Raw genomic sequence first — 24,350 nt, forward strand, 5'->3', positions numbered from 1 at the left:
AAGCGGAATGCGGCGCGACATACGATGGTTTCAACGCATCGACGCCCACGATCGATGCGGGGACAACCATCTGGAGGCCATTATGCGATCCCTCGTTCCCGTTGCCGTGCTTTCCTGCGCACTCGTTGCGCTGCCCGCCGTCAGCTTTGCGCAGTCGGCCGGTGCCGACTGGACACCGAATGCCGCGCGGCTGAGCTGGTCGGCGGCGCGCGCCGAAACCGACGCGCAACTGATGCAGATGACGCGTGCCGGCTATCGCGCGACGACGGCCGGCAACCAGGACTATCCGCTCGCGATGCAGCGTGCGCTCGAGCGTGTCCGGAATCCGGTGCCCGACCGGTCGCGCGAGGAGCGGGCCGCGATGGAAGCGCGCGCCGCGCGCGATGCGCAGGGCGGCCATCCGGTCAAGGCGTTCTTCGTGAAGACCGCGTACTACCTGAAGGGCGAGAACACGTTCTGATGCAGGAGACGAGCATGCGTTGCCAGAACCGATTCACCGCAAGCGGGCGCGACTCATGAAGGCCACCCGGAAAAACCGTCGCCACGTGCCGCTGACGCGCGAGTGGCTGCTGCCGCTGCCGCCCGCGCATGTACGCGACATCTCGCTGAAATGCCACATGGCGCTCGTCGCGCTGCGCGGCGAGCACGGCAACGAGGCGCTGCTGATGCGGTTGCGCACGAGTGTCTACCTGGTGTTCCTGGCGCTCGACGATGCGGTGTGCCCGGAGGCGAGCATCGATCTGTGCGTCAACGCGGAGCGCGCGCTCGATGCGAGCGTGGCACGCGCGGCGCAAAGCGGCGCATGGGCGCTGCGCGACGACGAGTGTGCGGTGCTCGAACGCGTGCTCGCGGCAAACGACACCTGCGTCGCGACGCTCACGCGGCATCGGTTGGCCGAGCTGTGGAGTCACGTCTGCACGTTCGCGTCGAGCGGCCAGCCGGCGCTCGTGGCGGGCGCGGCGGAGAAGATGCGCCCGCACGCGGCCGAATCGCTGGCCGCGTAGCGTCGCGCCGGTTTCGCAGGGAGGATGGAGGAGACAGGGCCGGCCGCACCGGCGCGGGCGAGCAATCGCGCGACTTCGACGATTGCACGACCGTCGCGGCAACACGGCAACGGCGATACACGGCCCAAAACAAAAGCGCCACGGAGCGAACTCCGTGGCGCTTCATTCATGCTCGCGTGCGCGGAGGCTGGGCCCCCGCGTGGCGAAACGCGCTTAAGCGGCCGTTGCCGGCTTCGCCGGCTTCTGCAGCTTGCCCTTGCCGGCGCGCTGGATTTCCTCGAGCTTGATCTCGACGTGGCGCGAGAACACGTACTCGGCCGGACGCTGCTTCGCGATCGAGATGTCCGGTGCGAACGCGCCGTCGGTCTTGATGCCCTTGCGGCTCACTTTCAGCGCCTTCAGCGGGTGCGCGATCGTGTCCATCACGGCGGTGGCCTCGAAGCCGCAGTGGACCATGCAGTCCGCGCACTTCTCGTAGTTGCCGACGCCGTAGTTGTCCCACTCGGTCGTTTCCATCAGTTCCTTGAAGGTCTTCACGTAACCTTCGCCGACCAGGTAGCACGGCTTCTGCCAGCCGAACACCGTACGCGCCGGGTTGCCCCACGGCGTGCACTTGTACGTCTGGTTGCCGGCCAGGAAGTCGAGGAACAGCGACGACTGGCTGAACGACCAGCGCTTGCCGCCTTCGCCGCGCTTCAGGATCTCGCGGAACAGGTTCTTCGTCTTGTCGCGGTTCAGGAAGTGCTGCTGATCCGGCGCGCGCTCGTACGCGTAGCCCGGCGACACCGTGATGCCGTCGACGCCGATCGGCCCCAGCGTGTCGAAGAACTTCGCGACGCGCTCGGGCACTGCATCGTTGAACAGCGTGCAGTTGATGTTCACGCGGAAGCCGCGGCGCTTCGCTTCCTTGATCGCCGCGACAGCCTTGTCGTACACGCCTTCCTGCGACACCGAGTGATCGTGCGCCTGCTGGTCGCCGTCGAGGTGGACCGACCAGACGAAATACGGGCTCGGCTCGTAGTCGTCCATCTTCTTTTCCATCAGCAGCGCGTTCGTGCACAGGTACACGAACTTCTTGCGCTTCATGATGCCCTTGACGATTTCCGGCATCTCCTTGTGGAGCAGCGGTTCGCCACCGGCGATCGACACGACGGGCGCGCCGCACTCGTCGACGGCCTGCAGGCATTCCTCGATGGACAGACGCTGGTTCAGGATCGGATCCGGATAATCGATCTTGCCGCAGCCGTTGCACGCGAGGTTGCAGCGGAACAGCGGCTCGAGCATCAGCGCGAGCGGATAGCGTTTGTTGCCGGACAGGTGCTGGCGCACGATGTATGCGCCGACACGGACTTGCTGGAGCAGCGGAATAGACAAGGGATGTCCTCCTTAAACTTCGCGGGCGACAGCTTGCGTGAGCTTCGCCGGCAGCTTGAATTCGACTTTTTCCTCACGGCCCGCCATCGTCGCGACATCGACGGGCCCCAGCGCGCGCAGCGCGCCGATTACATCCTCGACCATCTCTTCGGGCGCCGACGCGCCGGCTGTCAGGCCGACCGTCTGCACACCCGTGAACCATTCGGCTTTCACTTCCGAGCCGTCGGCGACGAGATAACTCGGCACACCGCTTTCGGTGCCGATCTCGCGCAGGCGGTTCGAGTTCGAGCTGTTCGTCGCGCCGACGACGAGCAGCACGTCAACCTGTTCGCTCAGCTCGCGTACGGCGGCCTGGCGATTCTGCGTTGCGTAGCAGATGTCACGCGTGTCCGGGCCGACGATGTCGGTGAACCGGCGCTGCAGCGCTTCGATGATGCCGCGCGTATCGTCGACCGACAGCGTGGTCTGCGTGATGTACGCGACCGGCGTATCGACCGGCAGCGTCAGCGTATCGACTTCCGCTTCGCTCTGCACGAGGATCACCTCGGCCGGAATCTGGCCGATCGTACCCTCGACTTCCGGGTGGCCCGCATGACCGATCAGGATCAGCCGGCGGCCCGCCGCGACATACTGGCGGCCCTGCACGTGCACCTTCGTGACGAGCGGACAGGTCGCGTCGAGCACGTCGAGCCCGCGCGTTTCCGCGTCGCGCTCGACCGTCTGGGCGACACCGTGCGCGCTGAAGATCGCGACAGCGCCGTGCGGCACCTCGTCGAGTTCCTCAACGAATCGTGCCCCTTTATTTCGCAGATTTTCAACGACATGCCGGTTATGAACGATCTCATGACGTACATAGACCGGCGCGCCGTGCTGTTGCAGCGCGCGATCGACGATCTCGATCGCACGGACAACCCCCGCACAAAAGCCGCGGGGCTGGGCAAGGATGACTCGCATAAGTGAGCGAACTCCGACGACAGACGCCGGGGTTCGAGGAGCTGGCACAGCTCGATCGCCCCGGCTTGAAGTTATGAAGGCAGGAACGAACCGGCTACGCCAGGCCCCGGAACCCCGAATTAATCGCGCATTTTAACCCTATCGGGAAGTCCTTGCTCTGGTGCCGTGTCGGCCGTGTTGCAATTGCGGGATAGCCGCGTCGGCGCTGGCGCGCGCGGAACCCAGTAAACTACGCGGTTTCGCGGGCAGCCGCTCCGGCTGCCCGGCGTCGCGCTCATTTCAAGGCTATTCGATGACCGTCGATTCTTATGCGTATTGCCCGGCCGCCCGTGCGGCTGCAGGCGCTTTGTTCCTGACCCCTATTAAACCTGCCGACGTCCGGCCGGAGGCGTGCCGATGATGCTGGTGCTCGCATTCCTGGTGTCCGGCCTGTCGCTGATGATCTGGATCGTGCTGCTCGTCGCGCGCGGCGGCTTCTGGCGCGCGGTGCCCGCGCGGCCGCTGCCGCCCGACGCGCGCGGCGCCGCGGCCGAGGCCGGCTGGCCGGCCGTCGTCGCGGTCGTGCCGGCGCGCAACGAGGCCGACGTGATCGCCCGTGCGGCGACTTCGCTGCTCGAGCAGGAATATCCCGGCGATTTTCATCTGATCATTGTCGACGACCACAGCGACGACGGCACCGCCGATGCGGCCCGCGCGGCCGCGCTCGCGATCAACCGCGCCGACCGGCTGACGGTGCTGGCCGCGAAGCCGCTGCCGGCCGGCTGGTCGGGCAAGGTGTGGGCGCAGTCGCAGGGGATCGCCGCGGTGCAGACGCTCGGCCTGCCGGCCGACTACCTGCTGCTGACGGATGCCGACATCGGCCATCCGCCCGATGCCGTCGCGCAGCTCGTCACGCGCGCACAGGCCGAGAACCGCGATCTCGTGTCGCTGATGGTGCGGCTGCGCTGCGATTCGTTCTGGGAAAAGGCGCTGATCCCGGCGTTCGTGTTCTTCTTCGCGAAGCTGTATCCGTTCTCGTGGATCAACAACCCGCGCAACCGGACGGCCGGCGCGGCCGGCGGCTGCATGCTCGTGAAGCGCACGGCGCTCGAGGAAGCGGGCGGCATCGAGTCGATCCGCGGCGCGCTGATCGACGACTGCAGCCTGGCCGCGCAGATCAAGCATCGCGGCGACGGCCGTCATCCGATCCGGCTCGACCTGGCCGACCGCAGCGTGTCGCTGCGCCCGTACGACAGCTGGCGCGACATCTGGAACATGATCGCGCGCACCGCGTTCACGCAGCTGCATTATTCGCCGCTGCTGCTGGCCGGCACGCTGCTCGGGATGACGATCATCTATCTCGTGCCGCCCGTCGCGGCGCTCGCGTACGGCGCGCGCGCGTGGCCGGCGTGGCTCGCGTGGGCGTCGATGTGCGCCGCGTATGCGCCGATGCTGCGCTACTACCGGCGCTCGCCGCTGTGGGCGCCCGCGCTGCCGCTCGTCGCGCTGTTCTACGTCGGCGCGACGTTCGCGTCCGCGTGGCGCTACTGGCGCGGCAAGGGCGGCCAGTGGAAGGCGCGCGTGCAGGCGCCGGTGGATCGCTGAGCGTTTCGCGCGCCGCCGGCGCGCGTTCCGGCAGCCGGTAAGCAAACAGCCCGATCGTGAACTGACCCCACGAAGTTGGACAGTTGAAGGCTAGGCGCCCAAGGACTGAGTTCTGTATTGCACGGGACTCAGTCCTTTTAGTTTGAGCTTGATGCGTTCGTGGTTGTAGTAATGGATGTAGCGTTCCAGCGTCTCGCGTAATTGCTCCACGCAAGTGAAGCGCTGCCGCTTGAAGCACTCAGACTTGAGCGTGCCGAAGAAGCTTTCCATCGCGGCGTTGTCGAGGCAATTGCCCTTGCGCGACATGCTCTGGGTCAGCTTGCGTCGCTCCAACTCCCGGCGGAACTCCGGCATCCGGTAGTGCCAGCCCTGATCCGAATGCAGCAACGGCTTGTCCTTGCGTCGGAGTTTGGTCAGCGCCTGCTTCAACATGCCGCTGACCAGCTCGAAGCTTGGGCGTCGCTCCATCTGGTAAGCCACGATCTCGCCGTTGTACAGGTCCATCACCGGCGACAGATACAGCTTCTGCCCGTTGACCTTGAATTCGGTCACATCCGTCACCCACTTCTGATGAGGGCCTGCAGCCTCGAACTGGCGTTGCAGCAGGTTCGGCGCGGCCTTGCCAAGCTCCCCTCGCCACGAGCGGTATTTCTTCGGGCGCACCCAGGACTTCAACTGCAATTGCTGCATCAGCCTTTGCACCGCCTTGTGGTTGACGAGATGACCGGCCTGTCGGATCGCAGCCGTGACGCGCCGATAGCCGTAGCGGCCCTGGTGGCGTTCGAACACCGTCCGGATCTGTGCTTTCAGATCGGCGTGACGGTCCTCAGCCTCCAGCGTCCTGAGTTGGTAATAGAACGTGCTGCGTGCCAATCCAGCCGCCTTCAGGAGTGCCGCCACCGAATGGCGCTGCCTGAGCTCATGCACTATTTGCGTTTTTTCTTTTGCGCTGCTTGCTTCTTCGCTTGCAGCAGCGCATCGAGCTTTTTTAGGTACGCCACCTCCGCGCGCAGATACTCGTTTTCCTTGAGCAATTCCTCGCGCGTGCGCTCGTCCGGCGCACCGGCTTCAGTGGGTTTCGGGGGAAGTGAAGTGGCCATCTTTCTGGGGCGCCCTCGGCGGCGAGGGGACAGTGCATCGATACCGCCGTCATGATACAGGCGCGCCCAGGTTGCCACGTGCCCCGCGCTTCGAATGTCGAACAACGCGGCCGCCTGACCATATGACAGTCCGTCACGCTGGATGCGTTGCAGCACCGATAACTTGAATTGGGCGTCGTAGTGACCGACCTTCCTGCGCAGTCCGGCTACGCCATGCTCCCGGTAGCTCGCCACCCAGCGCCGGATGACCGTGCGTCCAACCCCATAATGCGCCGCGAGTGTGCGTGTGCTCGCGCCTCCATTCAGATATTCCTGAACGACCTGTAGCCGAAACGGCTCGTCATACTTCGCCATGAAAAACACCCCAAAGGTTGGATCGGTCTCCAACTTTTGGGGTGCAGTTCATCGGTGGAAACCGGTCGGGCTGTTTCGTTTTCGGCGGCGCTGCTGACTCGCCGGCCGGCGCTTACCGCTGGGTCAGCATCATGTACATCTGCACCACGACGTCCGGCGAGAACGTGAACGGCACCCAGCCGTAGCCCGTGTGGCGGGCGACTAGCAGGCGATCTCCGTTCGACTGCTTCTGCACGGCCATCATCGGGTTCTTCGTCGTCACGAAACGCCAGCCGGCCGGGATGCCGGGCGGCGGCTCCGGCTGCATCGACGCGCGCGCATGCGCGAGCTCCTCGATCAACTGGCCCAGTTGCTCCGGATGCAGCGTGATCGATGCGCCGTTGATGGTCAGCGTCAGTTCGTTCTGCGTCGGACGCGACACGTGCAGCGTCGACTTGTCCGCCGGGGCGGCGGCGTCGGTTTCAACCACGGTGTCGGCTTGTGCCGTCGCGACGATCGCGGTTTCGGCGTCGGCCGCTTCCACCACAGCCGGCGCGGACGCGTTCACGGCCGGCTCCGCCGCCGGCGTGTCCACCGGTTCGACGCTGTCGGTGGCAACGGCCGTTGCGGCAGCCGCGGTCGTCGCGGCTTCCTTGACGACGGCCTCGACCAGCGCCTCGGCGTCCGCGATGGCCTTCGCATGGTGCTGCGCGGCGGCTTCGGCTTGCGCGATTGCTTCGGTATGGCGTTGCGTGACGGCCTCGGCCTGCGCGGTGGCGTCGGCGTGGCGTTGCGCGGCGGCTTCGGCCTGCGCGATCGCTTCGGCGTGGCGCCGCGTGACGGCTTCGGCCTCGGCGGTCGCGTCGGCGTGACGCTGCGCGGCGGCCAGCGTTTCGGCGATCGCCTGCGTGTGTTGCTGCGCGAGCGCTTCGGCTTCCGCGATCGCGGAAGCGTGGCGCTGCGCGGCCGCATCGGCTTCGGTCGCGGCGGCGTGATGACGCTGCGCGGCGGCCTCCGCTTCGGCGATCGCGGCCGCGTGACGTTGCGACGCGGCTTCCGCATCCGCGTGACGTTGCGCGAGCGCTTCGGTCAACGCGGTGGCTTCCGCATGGCGCTGCACGGCGGCTTCGGCTTGCGCGGTGGCATCTGTATGACGGTGGGCGGCGGCTTCGGCGGCGGCGGTCGCGTCGGCGTGGCGCTGCTGCGCGGCTTCGGCGTCGGCCGCTGCGGCCGTGTGGCGCTGCGCGGCGGCCTGCGCTTCGGCTTCCGCGGCGGCGTGACGTTCTGCGGCGGCCCGGGCTTCCGTTGCTGCTGCGCGCGCGAAGGCTTCCGCGCTGCGTGCCGCCTGCTGCGCGGCGTGGTGATCGTGGAGCAGCTGATCGACGCCCGTGTTGAGCGAATCGATCTGATCGTTCAGGTTCATGCGTGTCTTCTCTGCGTAAGACCCGCGATTTTACCCGCTGCGCCGGTGCGGGGCCGTGCGCGACGTGTAACAAAGTGCGCAATGCGGCGCGAAGCGCGCCGCTTTGTGTTACTTCAGGTAGCCCGCCGAGCCGAACCAGTCGAGTGCATCGCGCAGTCCTTCGCGGTACGGACGCGCACGGTAGCCGAGCTCGCGCTCGGCTTTCGCGGACGTGAAATACATCTTGTTCTTCGACATCCGCAGTCCGTCCACGGTGACAAACGGTTCCTTCTTCGTGAACTTCGCGACCGCTTCGGCGCCGACCGCGAGCGGGTAGAGCGGCCAGCGCGGCAGCGCGATCGTCGGTGCCTTGCGGCCCGTCATCTGCGCGATGTCGGCGAGCATCTGCTGCAGCGGCAGGTTTTCGCCGCCGAGGATGTAGCGCTCGCCGATCCGGCCGCGCTCGAGCGCGAGGAAGTGGCCGTGCGCGACGTCGTCGACGTGCACGAGGTTCAGCCCCGTGTCGACGAATGCGGGAATCTTGCCGAGCGCGGCTTCCACGATGATGCGACCGGTCGGGGTCGGCTTCACGTCGCGCGGGCCGATCGGCGTCGACGGATTGACGATCACGGCCGGCAGCCCTTCGTCGGCGATCATCCGCTCGACCGCGCGTTCCGCCAGCACCTTGCTGCGCTTGTAGACGCCGATCGCCTGCTCGGGCGTGAGCGGCCGGTTCTCGTCGGACGGATCGCCGGCGCTCGTCACCTTGAGCGTCGCGACGCTGCTCGTGTAGACGATCCGCTCGACGCCTTCCGCGCGTGCCGCGCGCATCGTCGCGACCGCGCCCTCGAGGTTCGCGCGCTCGATCTCGTCGGGGTCGGGCGCCCACAGCCGGTAGTCGGCTGCCACGTGCAGCAGGTAGCGCACGCCGCGCAGCGCGGCGCGCATCGATGCCTCGTCGCGCATGTCGCCGGTGACGATCTCCGCGTCGAGATCCGCGACGTTCGTGCGCGGGCTGGTCGGACGCACGAGGACGCGCACCGCATAGCCTTTCTGCTGCGCAATGCGTGCGACGGCCGAGCCGACGAAACCGGACGCGCCGGTGACGAGAACGAGATCGCGGGAGGTATCAGTCATGCGTTTCCTTCAGGGCCGCGCGAGAGCGGCGCGGCGGTTGAGCGTCGGCGAGATTGTACGTGGTCGGCGCGCGCGGCGACGCCAGGCCAGGGCCGGCGCAAGCCCGTTATCGGCGTGAACCGGCCACGGCGTGTATGAAGCGGCCGACGCGACTACAATGCCGGGCTTGAATGCAACGGGAGGGCGACGCGATGAGCCGCAATGAACTGGACGAACGGATCGAGACCTACTACGTGCGGGTGCGCGGCGTCGTGCAGGGCGTCGGCTTCCGTCATGCGACGGTGCGCGAAGCGCATGCGCTGAAGCTGCGCGGCTGGGTCGCGAATCTCGAGGACGGCAGCGTCGAGGCGATGATCCAGGGGCCCGGCGCGCAGATCGACCGGATGCTCGCGTGGCTGCGTCACGGGCCGCCGGCCGCGCGCGTGACCGAGGTGACGTTCGAGGAACGCCGCACCGAACGGCGCTTCGAGCGCTTCCAGCAGCAGTAAGGCGGTCCGAACGATATGACGGGGTATCCGGAAGCCGGGCGCGGCCTCATGCTGTCGGTGATGGCATCGACGTTGTTCGCGCTGATGTCGGCTTACGCGAAACTGCTCGCGCCGCTCACGGGGCTCGACATCTTCGCGTGGCGCGTATTGTGGACCGCGCCGGGCGCGCTCGCGCTGATCGCGCTGCGCGGCCGCTGGCCGGCGCTCGTCGAACTCGTCCGGCGCAGCGTGCGCGACTGGCGCTTGCTGATCGCGCTGCCCGTGAGCGCGGCGCTGCTCGGCGTGCAGCTGTGGCTGTTCCTGTGGGCGCCGCTGCACGGGCGCATGCTCGAAGTGTCGCTCGGCTATTTCCTGCTGCCGCTGACGATGGTGCTCGTCGGCCGCTTCTACTATCACGAGCGGCTCGACCCGCTGCAATGGGCGGCGGTCGCGTTTGCCGCGCTCGGCGTCGCGCACGAAGTGTGGGCGACGCGCGCGTTCGCATGGCCGACGCTCGTCGTCGCGCTCGGTTATCCGCCGTACTTCGTGCTGCGCCGGCGGATCAACGCCGATTCGCTCGCCGCGTTCGCGGTCGAGATCGCGCTGCTGTGTCCGATCGCATTCGCGATGGTCGCGACGAGCACGACGCGCGTCGCCAGCCATCCGCTGCTGTGGGCCGTGCTGCTGCCGGGGCTTGGCGTGCTCAGCACGCTCGCGCTCGCGAGCTACCTGAAGGCGAGCCGGATGCTGCCGATGGCGCTGTTCGGGATTCTCGGCTACGTCGAGCCCGTGCTGCTCGTCGCGGTGTCGCTGCTGCTGCTCGGCGAGACGCTGAGCGTCGCGAAGCTCGCGACGTACGGGCCGATCTGGGTCGCCGTCGCGCTGACCGCGTGGCACAGCGCGATGCTGATGCGGCGTCTGCCCACGCGCGGATAAGCGCCGATCGCGATGCGGCGGCCGCACGGAACGTGCCGCGCATCGCGTCTCGCTCGACGGTCGAGCAACCGTCGAGCAACGACCGAACAGCAGTCGAACGCACCGATGCTGACCGCAAACTGGCGTCGCACTGACGTCGAACTGGCGGCACTGCCCGCTTCGCATCCTCCTCCTCTGCGTTGTAATCGAACAGAAGATTCGGTTGCACTTTGTTACTTAGGGTCTCTCCGGATCGGCCATTAGACTGACCTGACCGACTTCCCTTCGTATGCAGCTTTCCGATGAACGGTCATTCCCGTGCCTGGCCGGCCGGGTCGGCGCGATGCGAGCATACGCGTATCGCCGCTGACCGCGCTCGCCTGCTTCTTCCCGATCCCTTCCCCGGTGCCTGTTGCACCATCGTTGCGCAGGTGCGCTCATGTCGTTGAGCCTGCCGTCTTCCGCCACGCTGCAGCCATCGCGCGGCGGCCGCCTGATCGAAGTCGATTTCTTCCGCGGGCTCGTGCTGCTGATGATCGTCGTCGATCACATCGGCGCGAGCGTGCTGTCGCGCGTGACGCTGCACGCGTTCGCGCTGTGCGACGCGGCCGAGGTGTTCGTGTTTCTCGGCGGCTTCGCGACCGCGAGCGCGTACGGCGCGATCGCCGAACGGCACGGCGCGCGTGCCGCGCAGCGCCGGTTCGTGCGCCGTGCGATGCAGATCTACCGCGCGTTTCTCGCGACGTCGACGCTGATGCTCGTCGTGTCGGCCGTGCTCGACCACTACGGGATCGATGCGCCGAACCTCGCACTCGACGACGTCAGCGTGATGCTCGCGTCGCCGCTCACGGGCCTCGCCGAGCTGCTGACGTTCCAGCGCCAGCCGTATCTCGCATCGGTGCTGCCGATGTACGTGCTGTTCGCGCTCGCGTCGCCGGTGCTCGTGCCGTTCGCGCGCCGTCATCCGTGGCTGCTCGTCGCGCTCAGCGCCGCGTCGTGGATGACGGCGGGCTGGCTCGGCCCCGAGCTGCTGGACACCGACGGATTCCGCTGGAGTTTCAACCCGTTCGCCTGGCAACTGATGTTCGTGGCAGGCGTGCTCGCGCGCTGCCAGCCGTTCTACCGGCGCATCGCGCTCGGGCGGTGGGGCGCCGCAGCGACCGGCGTCGCGTGCGCGGTCGTGCTCGGTTGCGCGAGCTACAAGCTGTTCTCGGGGCTGCCGATGCCCGAAGGCATCTTCAAGCGCGATCTCGCGCTGCCGCGCGTCGTGAGCTTCGCGGGCGTCGCATGGCTGATGGCCGATTGCGTGCGCGTCGGCTGGATCGCGCGGATCGCGCAGGCCGTGCGTCCCGTCGTCGCCGTCGGCCAGCGCGGGCTGATCTGCTTCGTCGCGGGCGCGGCGATCTCGCTCGTGATCGATTCGCTGCTGCATCCGGTCGCGCACAGCGCCGATCTGCGGCATGTCGGCGTGGGCCTCGTGGCCGACGCGTGCGCGCTCGGGCTGATGATGGCCGTGGCCGGTTCGGGAACGTGGATCGCGCGGTGGCGCGGCGCGGCCGCGTGAGCGGCATGGGAGACGGCGCGTGCGGCACGGAACGTGTCGCGCGGCGTCAGTGAGGTGAGCCGATACGGGAGCGGGGCGTGGAGGTGGCGTCGTCGGATTCGGCGTCGTCGCGTTCGTCCTGAGCCGGATCGTCGCGTTCCGCGAGTACCGCGTCGGCCTCGGCTGCGGCCCGGGCGGCGCGCAGCGCGGTGCAGCGCTGCGCGTGCCGGATGTCCGACAGTATCCTCAGGATCCTCGTGGTCTTGCTTTTCATGATCTTCTCCCGCCAGTGCGCATCGCGACGGAGCGGATGCGTTTCCACCAGTGTAGGACGCGTTCGCGTGCCCGGCGGGAGAATGTGGCGTGCATGCCGCACGCCGAGGGATAGTACTTACTGGGCCGACGCGATGGCCTGCGCCTGCAGTGCTTCTTCGCGGCGCTCTTCCGCACAACGTTGGTGCTGGCGCGACAGGCGGTTCATCAGCGGCAGCAGCAGCAGCGCGAGCAGCATGCCGATCGCGGCGAGCCAGCCGAGCTTCTCGAACAGCGACAGGTAGAGCGGCAGCGATTCGGTGGCCGGCAGGTCATGCGACGGCATCTGCGCGAAGTTCGCGACGACGCTGCCGAGATACTGCGACACACCCGTCGCGACGAAATACGCACCCATCATGAAGCCGCTCATGCGCGCCGGCACGTAGCGGGCGATCATCGCGAGGCCGAGGCCGCTCACCAGCAGTTCGCCGAGCGAGTAGAGGCCGTAGCCCCACACCATGAACCACGACGACACACGGCCGTCGACCGCGTAGCGGCCGCTGATCGTGAACACCAGGTAGCCCGCGGCGACCGCGCCGAAGCCGAGCGCGTACTTCGCGGCGACCGGCAGGTCACGCCCACCCTTCGCGACCGCGTTGTAGACCCACACGAGCACCGGGCTCAGCAGCATGATCCAGATCGGGTTCAGCGCCTGGAACTGCGCGGCGCTCCACGTGAACAGCGTCGTGCCGAACAGGATGAAGCGCGGATCGACGTTGCGCAGCGCGAACAGCGTCAGCGACGTCGACATCTGCACGTAGAAGATGAAGAACAGGATGACCTGGCCGATCAGCACGAGTGCCGCGATCAGGCCTGCTCGCTCCGAGCGCTCCGACTTCGCGATCATGTACGCGAAGATCGCGAGGATCGCGAACGCTGCCGTCCACACGCTGGCCACCGCGAGTTGCTTGTGCTGCAGCACGTACAGCGTGATCAGCGCGAGCGCGACGCCGCCCAGCGCGACCGCGCCGAGACGCTTCCAGCGGATCGGCTGGTCGTCCGGCACCGAGCCGACGTGCGCGAGCGTGCGGTGCATCAGCATGAAGTTGAGGATCGCGAGCAGCATGCCGCCGCAGCAGACCGCGAACGCGGCGTGCCAGCCCCAGTGATCCTTGATCCACGGCGTCGCGAGCATCGACACGGTCGAGCCGATGTTGACCGCCATGTAGTAGATCGTGAACGCGCTGTCGATACGCGCGTCGTCGCCTTCATAGATGCGGCGCACGAGGTTCGCCGCGTTGGCCTTGAACAGGCCGTTGCCGACGACGATCACGCCGAGCGACGCATACATGTACGTCAGGTGTTCGTTCGGTACCGCGAGCATCAGGTAGCCGGCGGACAGCACGGACGCGCCGATGATCATCGTGCGGCGGGCGCCGAGCACCTTGTCGCCGATCCAGCCGCCGATCGACGGCGCCGCATAGACGAGTGCGGTGAACGCACCCCAGGTCAGGTTCGCATGGCTGTCGGTGAAACCGAGCCGGTCGACCATGAAGAGGACCAGAAGCGCGGCCATACCGTAGTAGCCGAAACGCTCCCACATTTCGATGAGGAAGACCGTCGTGAACGATCGGGTTTGTGAAACAGGTGAATGCATCATCAATCTCGTTTGAAACGGACGGCACGGATCACGCGTCGTCTTGGGGTCGAACTGGCGCCGGTGCGCAATGTGCCGGGTAGGTCTTGCGCTGGCGATGGAACAGTCGGGCGGATTAGCCCGGGCCGGGGTCTGACGCCGCATGGTAGGGCGGCGAGTGGCCCCGACCGGCGCGCGAATGGTAACGTTCGCCGGTCCGGTGCGTCAGGTATGCGCCACTCAGGGAAACTCCCGATGTGGCGGCAGCTTTCAGGAACATTCGTCTCATCATCTATTTGTAAGCTTTCGTGCCGGCCCTCCGAAGATTCCCGGAGAGCCGCTTGCAGCTTGCCTGTGAAGCCGGCGAGTCTGGCAAGATAGCGCGTCGTTTCTCTCGCTTCGCGCCCCGTTTAGTGCACCGGGCTCAACTCCGAAGGCGTGCGCGAACCCGAAGACTAAGCTATATCGATCTAACTTAGTTATTTTCCATCAAACATTTTTTGACGATCACTTTTCGGCCTGCTATGGTTCCCCCCACTGAAAACTCGCGGTCCGCAGACGCTGCCGCCGCACTGGGCAGCAAGATTCGCGCGTTGCGCCAACGACTCAAGCGCACGCTCGACGACACCGCTACCGCCGCGGGGATTTCGAAGCCGTTTCTGTCTCAAGTCGAGCGCGGGCTCGCGTCGCCGTCATTGACGTCGCTGGCCGGTATCGCGCACGCGCTCGGTGTGACGGTGCAGTACTTCGTGGATACGCCGAGCGAGGAACGCTCGGTCTGCCGAGGCGAGCAGCTGCGCTTCTTCGGGTTTGCCGATTCGGCGAACCTGTTCGCGCGGCTGACGAACGTATCCGAAGGGCGACAGCTCGAGGCGATCCTCGTGAGGTTGCCGCCGGGGCAGAAACGGTCGGAGGTGACGACCCATGCAGGAGAGGAGTTCCTGTATGTGATTGAAGGGGAAGTGTCGCTGACGCTGGAAGGCAAGACGTTCGTCCTGCAGGCCGGCGACAGTTCGCACTATCAGTCGACGGTCCCGCACAGCTGGGCCAACACCGCGAAGGTCGAGTCGGTGGTGGTCTGGGTCGGTACACCGCGGCTGTTCTAACGCACGGGTATTCCTTCGTTTCCAAGACGGGATGCCTGTCGAAAGAAACGTAAGGAATACTAAAATGCTATACGAGAATCACGGGCCTCCTCAATCGCTGCCCCCGTCAGCGTCTCACGCGTAAGCCGCGGCATTCGCCGCGCGACGCTCACCGAACAAACCTTCTCAAGACTGCCACGATGAAATCCTTGCATGCCATGTCGGCCGTGCTGGCCGCGCTCGCCCTGACGACGCCCGCCGCTCACGCCGTTACCGTTCCGTCGAACGTCGCGCTCGCGCCTCAACAGGACCTGACGCGACAGGTGCCCGCCGAAGTCGAGTCGCTCGACCCCGCGCACATCGAATCGTGGACCGGCAATACGATCGGCCTCGACCTGTTCGAAGGGCTCGCCCGCATCGATGCGGCCGGCCAGGTCGTGCCGGGCGTCGCGCTGTCGTGGGAACGCAAGACGCCGCAGACGTGGATCTTCAAGCTTCGCCACGACGCGAAGTGGAGCAACGGCCAGCCGGTGACGGCCGCCGATTTCGTCTATGCATGGCAGCGCCTCGTCGATCCGAAGACGGGCTCGAAATACACGATCCTCGTCGAGTTCGTGAAGAACTCGAAGGACATCATCGCGGGCAAGGCCGCGCCGTCGACGCTCGGCGTGCGCGCCGTCGATCCGTACACGCTCGAGGTGACGACCGACGTGCCGGTCGCGTTCTTCCCGGAACTGACCGCGATGGTGCCGCTCGCGCCGGTGAACAAGGACACGGTGACGAAGCTCGGCGACGCGTGGACGCGCCCGGGCAATATCGTCAGCAACGGCCCGTTCCAGCTGGCCGACTGGCAGCCGAACAACCGCATCGTGATCACCAAGGACGCGAAGTACTGGAACGCGCCGAAGGTCGTGATCAACAAGGTCACGTATCTGCCGATCGAGAGCGACGAGACCGCGATGCGCATGTACCAGGCCGGCCAGATCGACTACAGCTACTCGATCCCGTCGGGCATCTTCCAGCAGGTCAGCAAGCAGTTCGGCGGCGAACTGCGCCAGGGCCTGCAGCTCGCGACCTATTACTACTACCTGAACAACAACGATCCGGCGCTGAAGGACAAGCGCGTGCGCCAGGCGCTGTCGATGGTGCTCGATCGCGAGGTGCTGACCTCGAAGCTCACGCAGGCCGGCGAGAAGCCGATGTACGGCCTGATGCCGAGCGGCACGAAGGGCGTGCAGCCGTTCACGCCGGACTGGGCGTCGTGGCCGATGGCCAAGCGCGTCGACTACGCGAAGAACCTGCTGAAGCAGGCCGGCTACTCGGATGCGAAGCCGCTGTCGTTCACGCTGACCTACAACACCAACGACCTGCACAAGAAGGTCGCGCTGTTCGCCGCGTCGGAATGGCGCACGAAGCTCGGCGTCAACACCAAGCTCGAGAACGTCGAGTTCAAGGTGCTGATGAAGGAGCGGCATGACGGCAAGGTGCAGATCGCGCGCGACGGCTGGTTCGCCGACTACAACGACGCGATGACGTTCTTCGACCTGCTCCGTTGCGGCAGCGCGCAGAACACCGTCGGCTACTGCAACAAGCAGGCCGACGCGCTGGTCGACGAAGGCAACCAGAAGCTCGACGACAAGGCGCGTGCCACGCTGCTCACGCAGGCGCACGACCTCGCGCTGAACGACACGCCGATGGTGCCGCTGTTCCAGTACTCGGCCGACCGTCTCGTGAAGCCCTATGTGGGCGGCTACTCGCTGAAGAACGTGATCGACATGCGTGCTTCGCAGGACATGTACCTGATCAAGCACTGAGCGGAGCGATCATGCTGGCCTACGCACTGAGGCGCACGTTGTGGGCGGTGCCGACGATCCTCGCGGTCGTCACCGTCTGCTACCTGCTGCTGCACTTCACACCCGGCGGTCCGTTCGATACGGAGAAGCAGCTTTCCGCGGCGACGCTCGCGAACCTGAACGCGAAGTACCACCTCGACCAGCCGCTGTGGAAGCAGTACCTGATGTATCTCGACGCGCTGCTGCACGGCGACCTCGGTCCGTCGTTCCGCTACGTCGACTGGTCCGTGAACGATCTCGTGCGCAAGGCGTTGCCGGTGAGTCTCGGCGTAGGCGGCGTGTCGATCCCGATCTCGATCGGGCTCGGCGTGCTGCTCGGCACGGTCGCGGCGGTCCGCCGCGACAGCTTCATCGACCGCATCGTGATGCTGATCGGCAACATCGGCAACGTCGTGCCGCCGTTCGTGCTCGGCCCGGTGCTGGTGTGGATCTTCGCGATCCTGCTGAAGACCTCGGCCGGCAACGGCTGGCTGCCGGCGGGCGGCTGGGGCGACGGCGGCTGGGAGTACCGGCTGCTGCCGATCGTGCTGCTGACCTTCATCAACATGTCGCTGCTCGCGCGCGTGATGCGCGGCTCGATGATCGAGACGCTGTCGAGCAACTACATCCGCACCGCGCGCGCGAAGGGCCTGCCGGGCTCGACGATCGTGCTGCGCCACGCGCTGAAGCCCGCGCTGATGCCGGTCGTGTCGCTGTTCGGCACGGTCTGCATCTCGTCGATCACGGCGGCCGTCGTCACCGAATCGGTGTTCGCGCTGCCGGGCCTCGGGCAGCTCGTCGTGAACGGCGCGATCAACCGCGACTACACGCTCGTGCTCGGCCTCGTCGTGCTGACCACCGTCTGCGCCGTGCTGTTCAACCTGCTGGTCGACCTCGCGTACGCGTGGCTCGATCCGCGCATCCGTTATTGAGCGAGGCACCGCGATGACCCCGACTACTCCCGTCGTCGGCCTGCCCGTGCAGACCGACTCGCCGCCGCGTTCGCGCTCGCCGCTCGCGCTTGCGATGGCGCGCTTCCTTCACAACCGCGCGGCCGTGTTCAGCCTCGTGCTGCTCGCGCTGATCACGCTCGCGTGTTTCGTCGGCCCGTGGCTGCTCGCGGCCGATCCCGCCGCAAGCGACTGGGGTTCGATCAGCCTGCCGCCGACCTGGGCGAACCAGCACTGGTTCGGCACCGACGAGCTCGGCCGCGACCTGCTGGTGCGCACGCTGATCGGCGGCCGCGTATCGATCGAGGTCGGCCTGCTCGGCACGCTCGTGTCGGGCCTGTTCGGCGTCGCGTGGGGCGCGACCGCGGGCTTCGCGGGCGGCCGCGTCGACTCCGTGATGATGCGCGTCGTCGACATGATGTACGCGATCCCGTACCTGCTGATCGCGATCCTGATGATGACCCTGTTCGGCCGCTCGTTCATGCTGGTCGTGCTGACCATCAGCGCGTTCTCGTGGATCGACATGGCGCGGGTCGTGCGCGGCCAGACGCTGTCGCTGCGCAGCCGCGAATTCGTCGATGCGGCGCGCGCGATCGGCGTGACGCCCACGTCGATCGTGCTGCGCCACATCGTGCCGAACCTGCTCGGCGTGGTCGTCGTGTACGCGACGGTCTCGGTGCCGGGCATCGTGCTGACCGAATCGGTGCTGTCGTTCCTCGGCCTCGGCGTGCAGGAGCCGATGACGAGCTGGGGCGTGCTGATCCAGGACGGCGCGCAGAAACTGGAATCGATGCCGTGGCTGCTGCTGGCCCCGGCCGTCATGCTGTGCGTGACGCTCTACTGCGTGAACTTCGTTGGCGACGGCCTGCGTGACGCGCTCGACCCGAAGGATCGTTGAGATGGGTGCACTACTAGAAGTCGACAACCTCGGCGTGCGCTTCACGCGCAAGGACGCGCCGCCGATCGACGCCGTGAGCGGCGTGTCGTTCTCGCTCGAAGCCGGCAAGACGCTCGGCATCGTCGGCGAATCGGGCTCGGGCAAGAGCCAGACCGTGATGGCGCTGCTCGGCCTGCTGGCCGGCAACGGCACGACGACCGGCACCGCACACTACCGCGGCGACAACCTGCTCGAGATGGATACGCGCGCGCTGAACCGGGTGCGCGGCGACCGCATCGCGATGATCTTCCAGGATCCGATGACGTCGCTCAATCCGTTCCTGACGATCGAGCGGCAGATGACCGAGACGCTGCAGCTGCATCGCAAGCTGTCGCGCAAGGAAGCGACCAAGCGTGCGATCGAGGCGCTCGAATCGGTGCGCATTCCCGACGCGGCGCGGCGCATCCGCATGTATCCGCACGAGTTCTCCGGCGGCATGCGCCAGCGCGTGATGATCGCGATGGCGCTGCTGTCCGAGCCGGAAATCCTGATCGCCGACGAGCCGACCACCGCGCTCGACGTGACGGTGCAGGCGCAGATCATCGACCTGCTGCGCGAGCTGAATCGCGAACGCGGCACCGCGATCGTGCTGATCACGCACGACATGGGCGTGGTCGCCGGCCTCGCGGACGACGTGATGGTCATGTATGCGGGCCGCACCGTCGAATACGCGCCGGCCGAATCGATCTTCGCGACGCCGTCGCATCCGTACACGATCGGCCTGCTCAACGCGCTGCCGCGCCTGACCGACGCGCACGATGCGCCGCTCGTCGCGATTCCCGGCAATCCGCCGATGCCCGGCACCGCGCCGGCCGGCTGCGCGTTCGCGAAGCGCTGCACGTATGCGGAAGAACGCTGTGGCGCCGCGCGCCCGGCGCTCGAAACCTATGGCGCCGTGGGCGCGGTGCGCGCATGCCACCGCCCCGTCGCCGATCTGGCGGGAGGTCTGCGATGAGCGTCAATGAACGCCGCAATGCCGGCGCGACGGACGACACGCTGCTGTCCGTCGAGGATCTGAAGGTGCATTTCCGCGTGCCGCTCGGCGGTTATCCGTGGTCGCCGAAGGGCACGCTGCGCGCGGTCGATGGTGTGTCGTTCGACGTGAAGCGCGGCGAAACGGTCGGGCTCGTCGGCGAATCGGGCTGCGGGAAGTCGACGCTCGCGCGTGCGCTGATCGGCCTCGTGCCGATGACGGCCGGCACCGTGAAATGGCGCGGCGAAGCCGTCACGCCCGATCACTTGCGCGGCAACGCGATGCGTCGCGAAGTGCAGATGATCTTCCAGGATCCGCTCGCGTCGCTCGATCCGCGCATGACGATCGAGCAGGTCGTTGCCGAACCGCTCGTCACGCACCAGGCCGGCCTCGGCCGCACCGAAGTGCGCCGCCGCGTGGTCGCGATGCTCGAACGCGTCGGCCTGAACGCGCATCACCTGCTGCGCTACCCGCACGAATTTTCCGGCGGGCAGTGCCAGCGCGTCGGCATCGCACGCGCGCTGATCGGCGAGCCGAAGCTCGTGATCTGCGATGAACCCGTGTCGGCGCTCGACGTGTCGATCCAGGCGCAGATCGTGAACCTGCTGCGCGATCTTCAACGCGAACTGTCGTTGTCCTATCTGTTCGTTGCACACGATCTCGCCGTGGTGAAGGCGATCAGCCAGCGTGTGCTCGTGATGTATCTCGGCCGCGTGATGGAGTTCGGCACGCGGCATGACGTGTACGGCGTGCCGCAGCACCCGTACACGAAGGCGCTGCTCGATGCGGCGCCGACGCCGGAGCCGGCGCGCGAGCGTGCTCGCCGTCCGATGCTGCTGGCGGGCGAGATGCCCTCGCCGCTCAACCCGCCGTCCGGCTGCGCGTTCCGCACGCGCTGCCCGGTCGCGATCGATGCGTGCGCGCAGGACGTGCCGCTGCCGGAAGTGCGGCAGGGGTCGGCGGCGCGTGTCGCGTGCATTCGTGCGGGTGCGGCGTGATTTGAAGTAGCTCGGCAAACAAAACCAAGGCTGGTCAACAGGGGCAGGGGCGGCGCGAATGATCTTCGCGCCGCGGGTACAGGCGCGTCCTTAACCGGGCGCGCCGGGGGGCCGGGAGCGGATCGCGACCGGCGTGGACGATATCAACACAAGACGAGAAATACGATGAAAAAACAGAAGACGATCGGGACGGCATCGAAGATGCTGCTTGCATGGGGACTGCCGGCACTCGCCGGTGTCTCGCTGACGGGCGTGGCGCACGCCGACGACGCGGCCCCCGCGCCGCTGCAGGTCGCGCAGGCCGCACCGGCCAACGGCACGGGCGCACCGACGCAGAACGCCATTGTCAACGCCGAAGCGACCCAGGCCGTCACGCCGCCCGATGAGCCGTCGGCCCAGTCGAAGTCGAAGGGCTTCATTGCCGACAGCCATCTCGACTTCCTGTTCCGCAACTATTCGGACGTGCTCGACAGCAAGGGCGGCCCGCATCGCCACGCATGGGTGCAGGGCGCGATGGCGAACTTCGAGTCGGGCTATACGACGGGCCTGATCGGAATCGGTTTCGACGCATCGCTGTATGCGGCGCTGAAGCTCGACGGCGGCCAGGGCGCCGGCAGCATGGTGCACATCGCGAAGGGCGGCGGCGGCAGCAACCAGCTCGCGTGGGCCTACCCGGGCATCTACGACATCAAGGCGCGCATCTCGAACACGGTGATCAAGTACGGTCTGCAGGCCGTCGACAACCCGTTCATGGAGCAGCACGACAACCGTGCGCTGCCGCCGACGTTCCTCGGCACGACGATCGTCAGCAATGAATTCAAGAACGTGATGCTCGAGGCCGGCAGCTTCACGAAGACCAACGCGCGCGGTCACACGACGCTGACCAACCTGACGACGCAATACGGCGGCACGCGCATCAATCGCCTGTCGTATGTCGGCGGCACGTGGGACTACTCGCCGAACGGCGAAGTCGCGCTGTACGCGAACCAGGCCGACGACGTGTGGCACCAGTACTACGCGTCGGTGAAGCACAGCATCGGCAGCCCGCAGACGATCAAGTGGACGGGCTTCGGCAACGTCTACTCGACGCACGACACGGGCGATGCGCTGCAGGGCAAGATCGACAACAACGCATACAGCCTGTCGGTGGCCGCGCAGCACGGCCCGCACGAGCTGCTGCTCGGCTTCCAGCAGGTGCTCGGCGACCAGTTCTTCGATTACCTGAACGAAACGAACGGCATCTTCCTGACCAACTCGATGGACGTCGACTACAACGCGCCGCACGAAAAGTCGCTGCAGCTGCGTTACACGTTCTACGGCAAGGAAGCGGGCCTGCCGGGCTTCAAGGCGATGGTCTGGGGCGTGACGGGCTGGGGTGCGGACGGCAGCGCGGGCGCGGCGAACGACCCGACCAAGTCGAGCATCTACTGGAGCAACGGCGCGCCGGTGCAGGGCCGTCACCACGAGTTCGGCTTCATCCCGTCGTACACGTTCCAGAGCGGCAAGCTGAAGGACACGAAGGTCACGTTCATCGCAATGTGGCACAACGGCTCGGCACACTACTCGGACGCGACGAACCGCGAGTACCGTCTGGTCGTGAACCTGCCGCTGCACGCGTTCTGATCGAAGGGGGACGCATGGTCCCCCGCATTGCGCGGCCGGCCTGTGATCGGTGCGATCAGGCCGGTCGGTGCAACCCCGCGACCGGATCGTTCGCGGCGGGCATCTCTTCCACGAGCGACGTCAGCTGGCGGCCCGTATCGCGCCAGGCATCGAGGCCGCCGCGCAGCGCGAGCGCATCGGTGAAGCCTGCGTCGAGCAGGCGCTTCGCCATCAGCGCGGCCGTCACTTCGTTCGGGCACGAGCAGTACACGACGAACTTCTGCGAGAACGGATAGCGCGCGACGATGTCGGCAATCTGCCGCTCGTCGGCGAACTGCGCACCGGGAATCGTGAACGGGTCGAGCTTGCGGTGCTCGGGCGAGCGCACGTCGAGCACCACCGGCGCGGCGGCGTCGCGCAGCAGATCGTCGAGTTCGTCGACACCGATCCGCGCGTGGGCGAGCTGGCGGATCAGCGCGCGGCGGCGCATCCAGCGGATCGCCGCATACACGGCCAGCAGCGCGACGATCACCACCAGCACCGCGCGGCCGAGGCGGCTCGCGCCGGCGAACAGCCAGTCGATCTGCCGGTAGAACACGATTCCGGCCACCAGCCCGACGATCGTCCACAGCGCGGCGCCGAGCGCGTCGTAACCGGCGAACGTGCGATAGCGCGTGCCGAGCGCGCCGGCCATTGGCACCGACACGAGCGACAGCCCGGGAATGAAACGGGCGACCGCGAGCACGCGCACGCCGTAGCGGCCGAAGAAGCGTTCGGTCTTTCTCACGCAGGTATCGCGCGACAGCGACAGCCGGCAGATCGTCTTCAGCGTCGCACCGCCGTAACGCCGTCCGGCGACGTACCAGACGGTGTCGCCGATCAGTGCACCGAACACCGACAGCGCCACCACCGTCAAGAGCTGCGAGCCGATCATTTCCGGGTGCATCCCGGCCATCGCGCCGAACAGCACGAGCGTCGGCATCGCGGGCACCGGCAGGCCGATGGCCGCCGCGAGCACGTTGGCGAAGACGAGAAGCGGCCCGTACTGGGCGACGAGGTCACGGAGCATGACGGCTGGCCGAAAAGGGAATGCGTGAGCAGGAAACGCAGATGGGCCGATTATCGGCCATTTTCAAGACAGCGGCGGGTATGACGCAAAGCGCCTGACGGCGGCAGGGAGATGTCGGTGAGCCGGCGCGCTGTGCGCGGCTCACCGTTTGAATTCAGGAGGTGGTACGGGCGAGCGATGCGGCGCCGTGGTTTTCGCCGGGCAGCTCGGCGCCGTGCGAACGGATCGCCGCGATGAGTTCGGCCGGCGTGATCTCGTAGCGGATCTCGCGGTGGATGCCGGGCTTGCGTTCGTCGATCTCGATCAGCAGCACGCTCTTGCCGTCGCCGGTGGATTCGAGCCGGAGCGAGCGCAATTCGCGGCCGTCGGCCGGGTCGTGTTCGGTGAGCAGGGTCATTGCCCCGGATGAGCCGGTAGTGCGCATCGAACCTATCCTCGTATCGTGGATGCCGTAGCGGCAAAGATGTCTTTGTTGAACACAGCTTGACGCAGTTTAACGCGAACGGGCGGCAATACGGAGCATTTTCGTGGGGCGAAATGAGGGTTACACCACCGATCCTTCTGATGTTTGACCCGTGCTGGGCGGGCGTTTCAGCCGGATCGGGCGCGGCCGCGGCCGGCGCCCGGACGGCGTTCGACCGGCGTTCGCGGTCGGCTGCGACTCGCGCGGCAACGTGCGTCGCAGCGGCGGCGTCAGAGGCGGTCGGCACGCGTTGTCGAGTCGATCCTCTAGTGTCATCCGGGTGGTCGCCGGCGATCGCCGGCCGGGCCGAGTACCAACAGGTCATATTTACCGCCATTGGCGGCGTGCGCGGCTTGTCACAGACGTGCAACACGGCGGCGGCGCGGCACGTGTTCGTTCAGCATGACCGTGCCGGTGGCTGCATCGGTGCGCGCGCTTGCGATGCACGGGCCGGGACATCGATACGCATCGGCCCGGCGCAAGCCGGAATGAGTGGACGACACGACATCGAAAGTCGTGCACGTGACGTTGTGTGCGCAACGATTTGGCGGGGCGTGATGCGTGGCGGCGGAGGGTAAGGAATTTCCGATCGCCGCGTGTGGAATCGGTCAGGTTTTTCCGGGTCGCGGCGGGCGCGAGATTGTGTGTCGTTGCGGATACAACGGCATCACGCGACAACGCGACCCCCATGTTTCAAATGCGTGAAATCGGCTAAGCTCGAAACGTTGCTGCGCGTGTGC

Annotated in this window: 22 protein-coding genes; 13 read left to right on the forward strand and 9 right to left on the reverse strand. The window is 66.8% G+C overall.

Features of this window, described 5'->3' with window-relative positions; genetic code table 11:
• The first annotated feature begins 82 nt into the window (after nt 1-82).
• Both H3H55_RS17700 and H3H55_RS17705 read left to right on the forward strand, forming a co-directional pair.
• Complete coding sequence (locus H3H55_RS17700) at nt 83-460, forward strand: hypothetical protein (protein WP_193099587.1); 378 nt, start codon at nt 83-85, stop codon at nt 458-460.
• Nucleotides 461-515: 55 nt separating this feature from the next.
• Nucleotides 516-1,004, forward strand: a complete 489-nt coding sequence (locus H3H55_RS17705; RefSeq protein ID WP_193099588.1) for a hypothetical protein — start codon at nt 516-518, stop codon at nt 1,002-1,004.
• Nucleotides 1,005-1,217: 213 nt separating this feature from the next.
• Here H3H55_RS17705 and hpnH read toward each other — a convergent pair whose 3' ends face one another.
• Both hpnH and ispH read right to left on the reverse strand, forming a co-directional pair.
• Nucleotides 1,218-2,378, reverse strand: a complete 1,161-nt coding sequence (hpnH, locus tag H3H55_RS17710; RefSeq protein ID WP_048246122.1) for an adenosyl-hopene transferase HpnH — start codon at nt 2,376-2,378, stop codon at nt 1,218-1,220.
• Between the two features lie 12 nt (nt 2,379-2,390).
• The gene (ispH, locus tag H3H55_RS17715) at nt 2,391-3,332 is read right to left on the reverse strand and encodes a 4-hydroxy-3-methylbut-2-enyl diphosphate reductase (protein ID WP_048246121.1); all 942 of its coding nucleotides are present in this window, start codon (nt 3,330-3,332) and stop codon (nt 2,391-2,393) included.
• A 396-nt stretch (nt 3,333-3,728) separates the two neighbouring features.
• Between ispH and H3H55_RS17720 the strand changes: the two genes are divergently transcribed.
• The gene (locus tag H3H55_RS17720; protein WP_193099589.1) at nt 3,729-4,916 is read left to right on the forward strand and encodes a glycosyltransferase; all 1,188 of its coding nucleotides are present in this window, start codon (nt 3,729-3,731) and stop codon (nt 4,914-4,916) included.
• A gap of 90 nt (nt 4,917-5,006) precedes the next feature.
• On the opposite strand, the gene H3H55_RS17725 is transcribed toward H3H55_RS17720, so the two are convergent.
• From H3H55_RS17725 to hpnA, 3 genes are all read right to left on the reverse strand, one after another.
• A protein-coding gene (locus H3H55_RS17725; protein WP_193097798.1) for an IS3 family transposase occupies nt 5,007-6,370 on the reverse strand; the annotation gives its coding sequence in 2 pieces (ribosomal slippage) (nt 5,007-5,908 and nt 5,908-6,370; 1,365 coding nt in all).
• 112 nt (nt 6,371-6,482) lie between these two features.
• Complete coding sequence (locus tag H3H55_RS17730; RefSeq protein ID WP_193099590.1) at nt 6,483-7,772, reverse strand: phage tail protein; 1,290 nt, start codon at nt 7,770-7,772, stop codon at nt 6,483-6,485.
• 108 nt (nt 7,773-7,880) lie between these two features.
• Nucleotides 7,881-8,888, reverse strand: coding sequence for a hopanoid-associated sugar epimerase (gene hpnA, locus H3H55_RS17735; RefSeq protein WP_048246118.1), 1,008 nt, complete (start codon nt 8,886-8,888; stop codon nt 7,881-7,883).
• Between the two features lie 191 nt (nt 8,889-9,079).
• On the opposite strand from hpnA, the gene H3H55_RS17740 reads away from it, so the two are divergent.
• From H3H55_RS17740 to H3H55_RS17750, 3 genes are all read left to right on the forward strand, one after another.
• The gene (locus H3H55_RS17740) at nt 9,080-9,376 is read left to right on the forward strand and encodes an acylphosphatase (protein ID WP_034187849.1); all 297 of its coding nucleotides are present in this window, start codon (nt 9,080-9,082) and stop codon (nt 9,374-9,376) included.
• A gap of 15 nt (nt 9,377-9,391) precedes the next feature.
• A complete protein-coding gene (gene rarD / locus H3H55_RS17745; protein WP_193099591.1) occupies nt 9,392-10,291 on the forward strand; it encodes an EamA family transporter RarD in 900 nt (299 codons plus the stop codon).
• A 418-nt stretch (nt 10,292-10,709) separates the two neighbouring features.
• On the forward strand, nt 10,710-11,834 hold the full coding sequence (locus H3H55_RS17750) for an OpgC domain-containing protein (RefSeq protein WP_193099592.1): 1,125 nt from the start codon (nt 10,710-10,712) through the stop codon (nt 11,832-11,834).
• A gap of 46 nt (nt 11,835-11,880) precedes the next feature.
• On the opposite strand, the gene H3H55_RS17755 is transcribed toward H3H55_RS17750, so the two are convergent.
• Together H3H55_RS17755 and H3H55_RS17760 are read right to left on the reverse strand one after the other, a co-directional pair.
• Nucleotides 11,881-12,087: a hypothetical protein gene (locus H3H55_RS17755; protein WP_048246115.1), complete on the reverse strand. Its 207-nt coding sequence runs from the start codon at nt 12,085-12,087 to the stop codon at nt 11,881-11,883.
• A 117-nt stretch (nt 12,088-12,204) separates the two neighbouring features.
• Nucleotides 12,205-13,725 (reverse strand): peptide MFS transporter, encoded by a 1,521-nt coding sequence (locus H3H55_RS17760; protein ID WP_129516012.1) that lies wholly within the window; start codon nt 13,723-13,725, stop codon nt 12,205-12,207.
• A 500-nt stretch (nt 13,726-14,225) separates the two neighbouring features.
• Here H3H55_RS17760 and H3H55_RS17765 point away from each other — a divergent pair, with 500 nt between their 5' ends.
• The 7 genes from H3H55_RS17765 to H3H55_RS17795 all read left to right on the forward strand — a co-directional run bounded on the left by H3H55_RS17765 (nt 14,226) and on the right by H3H55_RS17795 (nt 22,099).
• The gene (locus H3H55_RS17765; protein ID WP_129516011.1) at nt 14,226-14,807 is read left to right on the forward strand and encodes a cupin domain-containing protein; all 582 of its coding nucleotides are present in this window, start codon (nt 14,226-14,228) and stop codon (nt 14,805-14,807) included.
• Between the two features lie 179 nt (nt 14,808-14,986).
• Nucleotides 14,987-16,600 carry a peptide ABC transporter substrate-binding protein gene (locus H3H55_RS17770; RefSeq protein ID WP_193099593.1) on the forward strand — a complete coding sequence of 538 codons (1,614 nt, stop codon included), beginning with the start codon at nt 14,987-14,989 and terminating at the stop codon, nt 16,598-16,600.
• An 11-nt stretch (nt 16,601-16,611) separates the two neighbouring features.
• A complete protein-coding gene (locus H3H55_RS17775) occupies nt 16,612-17,550 on the forward strand; it encodes an ABC transporter permease subunit (protein WP_048246111.1) in 939 nt (312 codons plus the stop codon).
• Nucleotides 17,551-17,563: 13 nt separating this feature from the next.
• The gene (locus H3H55_RS17780) at nt 17,564-18,466 is read left to right on the forward strand and encodes an ABC transporter permease (protein ID WP_129516008.1); all 903 of its coding nucleotides are present in this window, start codon (nt 17,564-17,566) and stop codon (nt 18,464-18,466) included.
• A 1-nt stretch (nt 18,467) separates the two neighbouring features.
• Nucleotides 18,468-19,460 carry an ABC transporter ATP-binding protein gene (locus H3H55_RS17785; RefSeq protein ID WP_193099594.1) on the forward strand — a complete coding sequence of 331 codons (993 nt, stop codon included), beginning with the start codon at nt 18,468-18,470 and terminating at the stop codon, nt 19,458-19,460.
• Nucleotides 19,457-20,476 carry an ABC transporter ATP-binding protein gene (locus H3H55_RS17790; RefSeq protein ID WP_164992065.1) on the forward strand — a complete coding sequence of 340 codons (1,020 nt, stop codon included), beginning with the start codon at nt 19,457-19,459 and terminating at the stop codon, nt 20,474-20,476. Before H3H55_RS17785 ends, H3H55_RS17790 begins: the two co-directional genes overlap by 4 nt.
• A gap of 165 nt (nt 20,477-20,641) precedes the next feature.
• Complete coding sequence (locus H3H55_RS17795) at nt 20,642-22,099, forward strand: OprD family porin (RefSeq protein WP_129516005.1); 1,458 nt, start codon at nt 20,642-20,644, stop codon at nt 22,097-22,099.
• 55 nt (nt 22,100-22,154) lie between these two features.
• Here H3H55_RS17795 and H3H55_RS17800 read toward each other — a convergent pair whose 3' ends face one another.
• Both H3H55_RS17800 and H3H55_RS17805 read right to left on the reverse strand, forming a co-directional pair.
• On the reverse strand, nt 22,155-23,147 hold the full coding sequence (locus tag H3H55_RS17800; protein WP_193099595.1) for a DedA family protein/thiosulfate sulfurtransferase GlpE: 993 nt from the start codon (nt 23,145-23,147) through the stop codon (nt 22,155-22,157).
• 154 nt (nt 23,148-23,301) lie between these two features.
• Nucleotides 23,302-23,571, reverse strand: coding sequence for a hypothetical protein (locus tag H3H55_RS17805; RefSeq protein ID WP_129516003.1), 270 nt, complete (start codon nt 23,569-23,571; stop codon nt 23,302-23,304).
• Between the last annotated feature and the right edge of the window lie 779 nt (nt 23,572-24,350).

Origin of the sequence: Burkholderia sp. Z1 (genome assembly GCF_014893795.1) — a bacterium.
Taxonomy (GTDB): Bacteria; Pseudomonadota; Gammaproteobacteria; order Burkholderiales; family Burkholderiaceae; genus Burkholderia; species Burkholderia theae.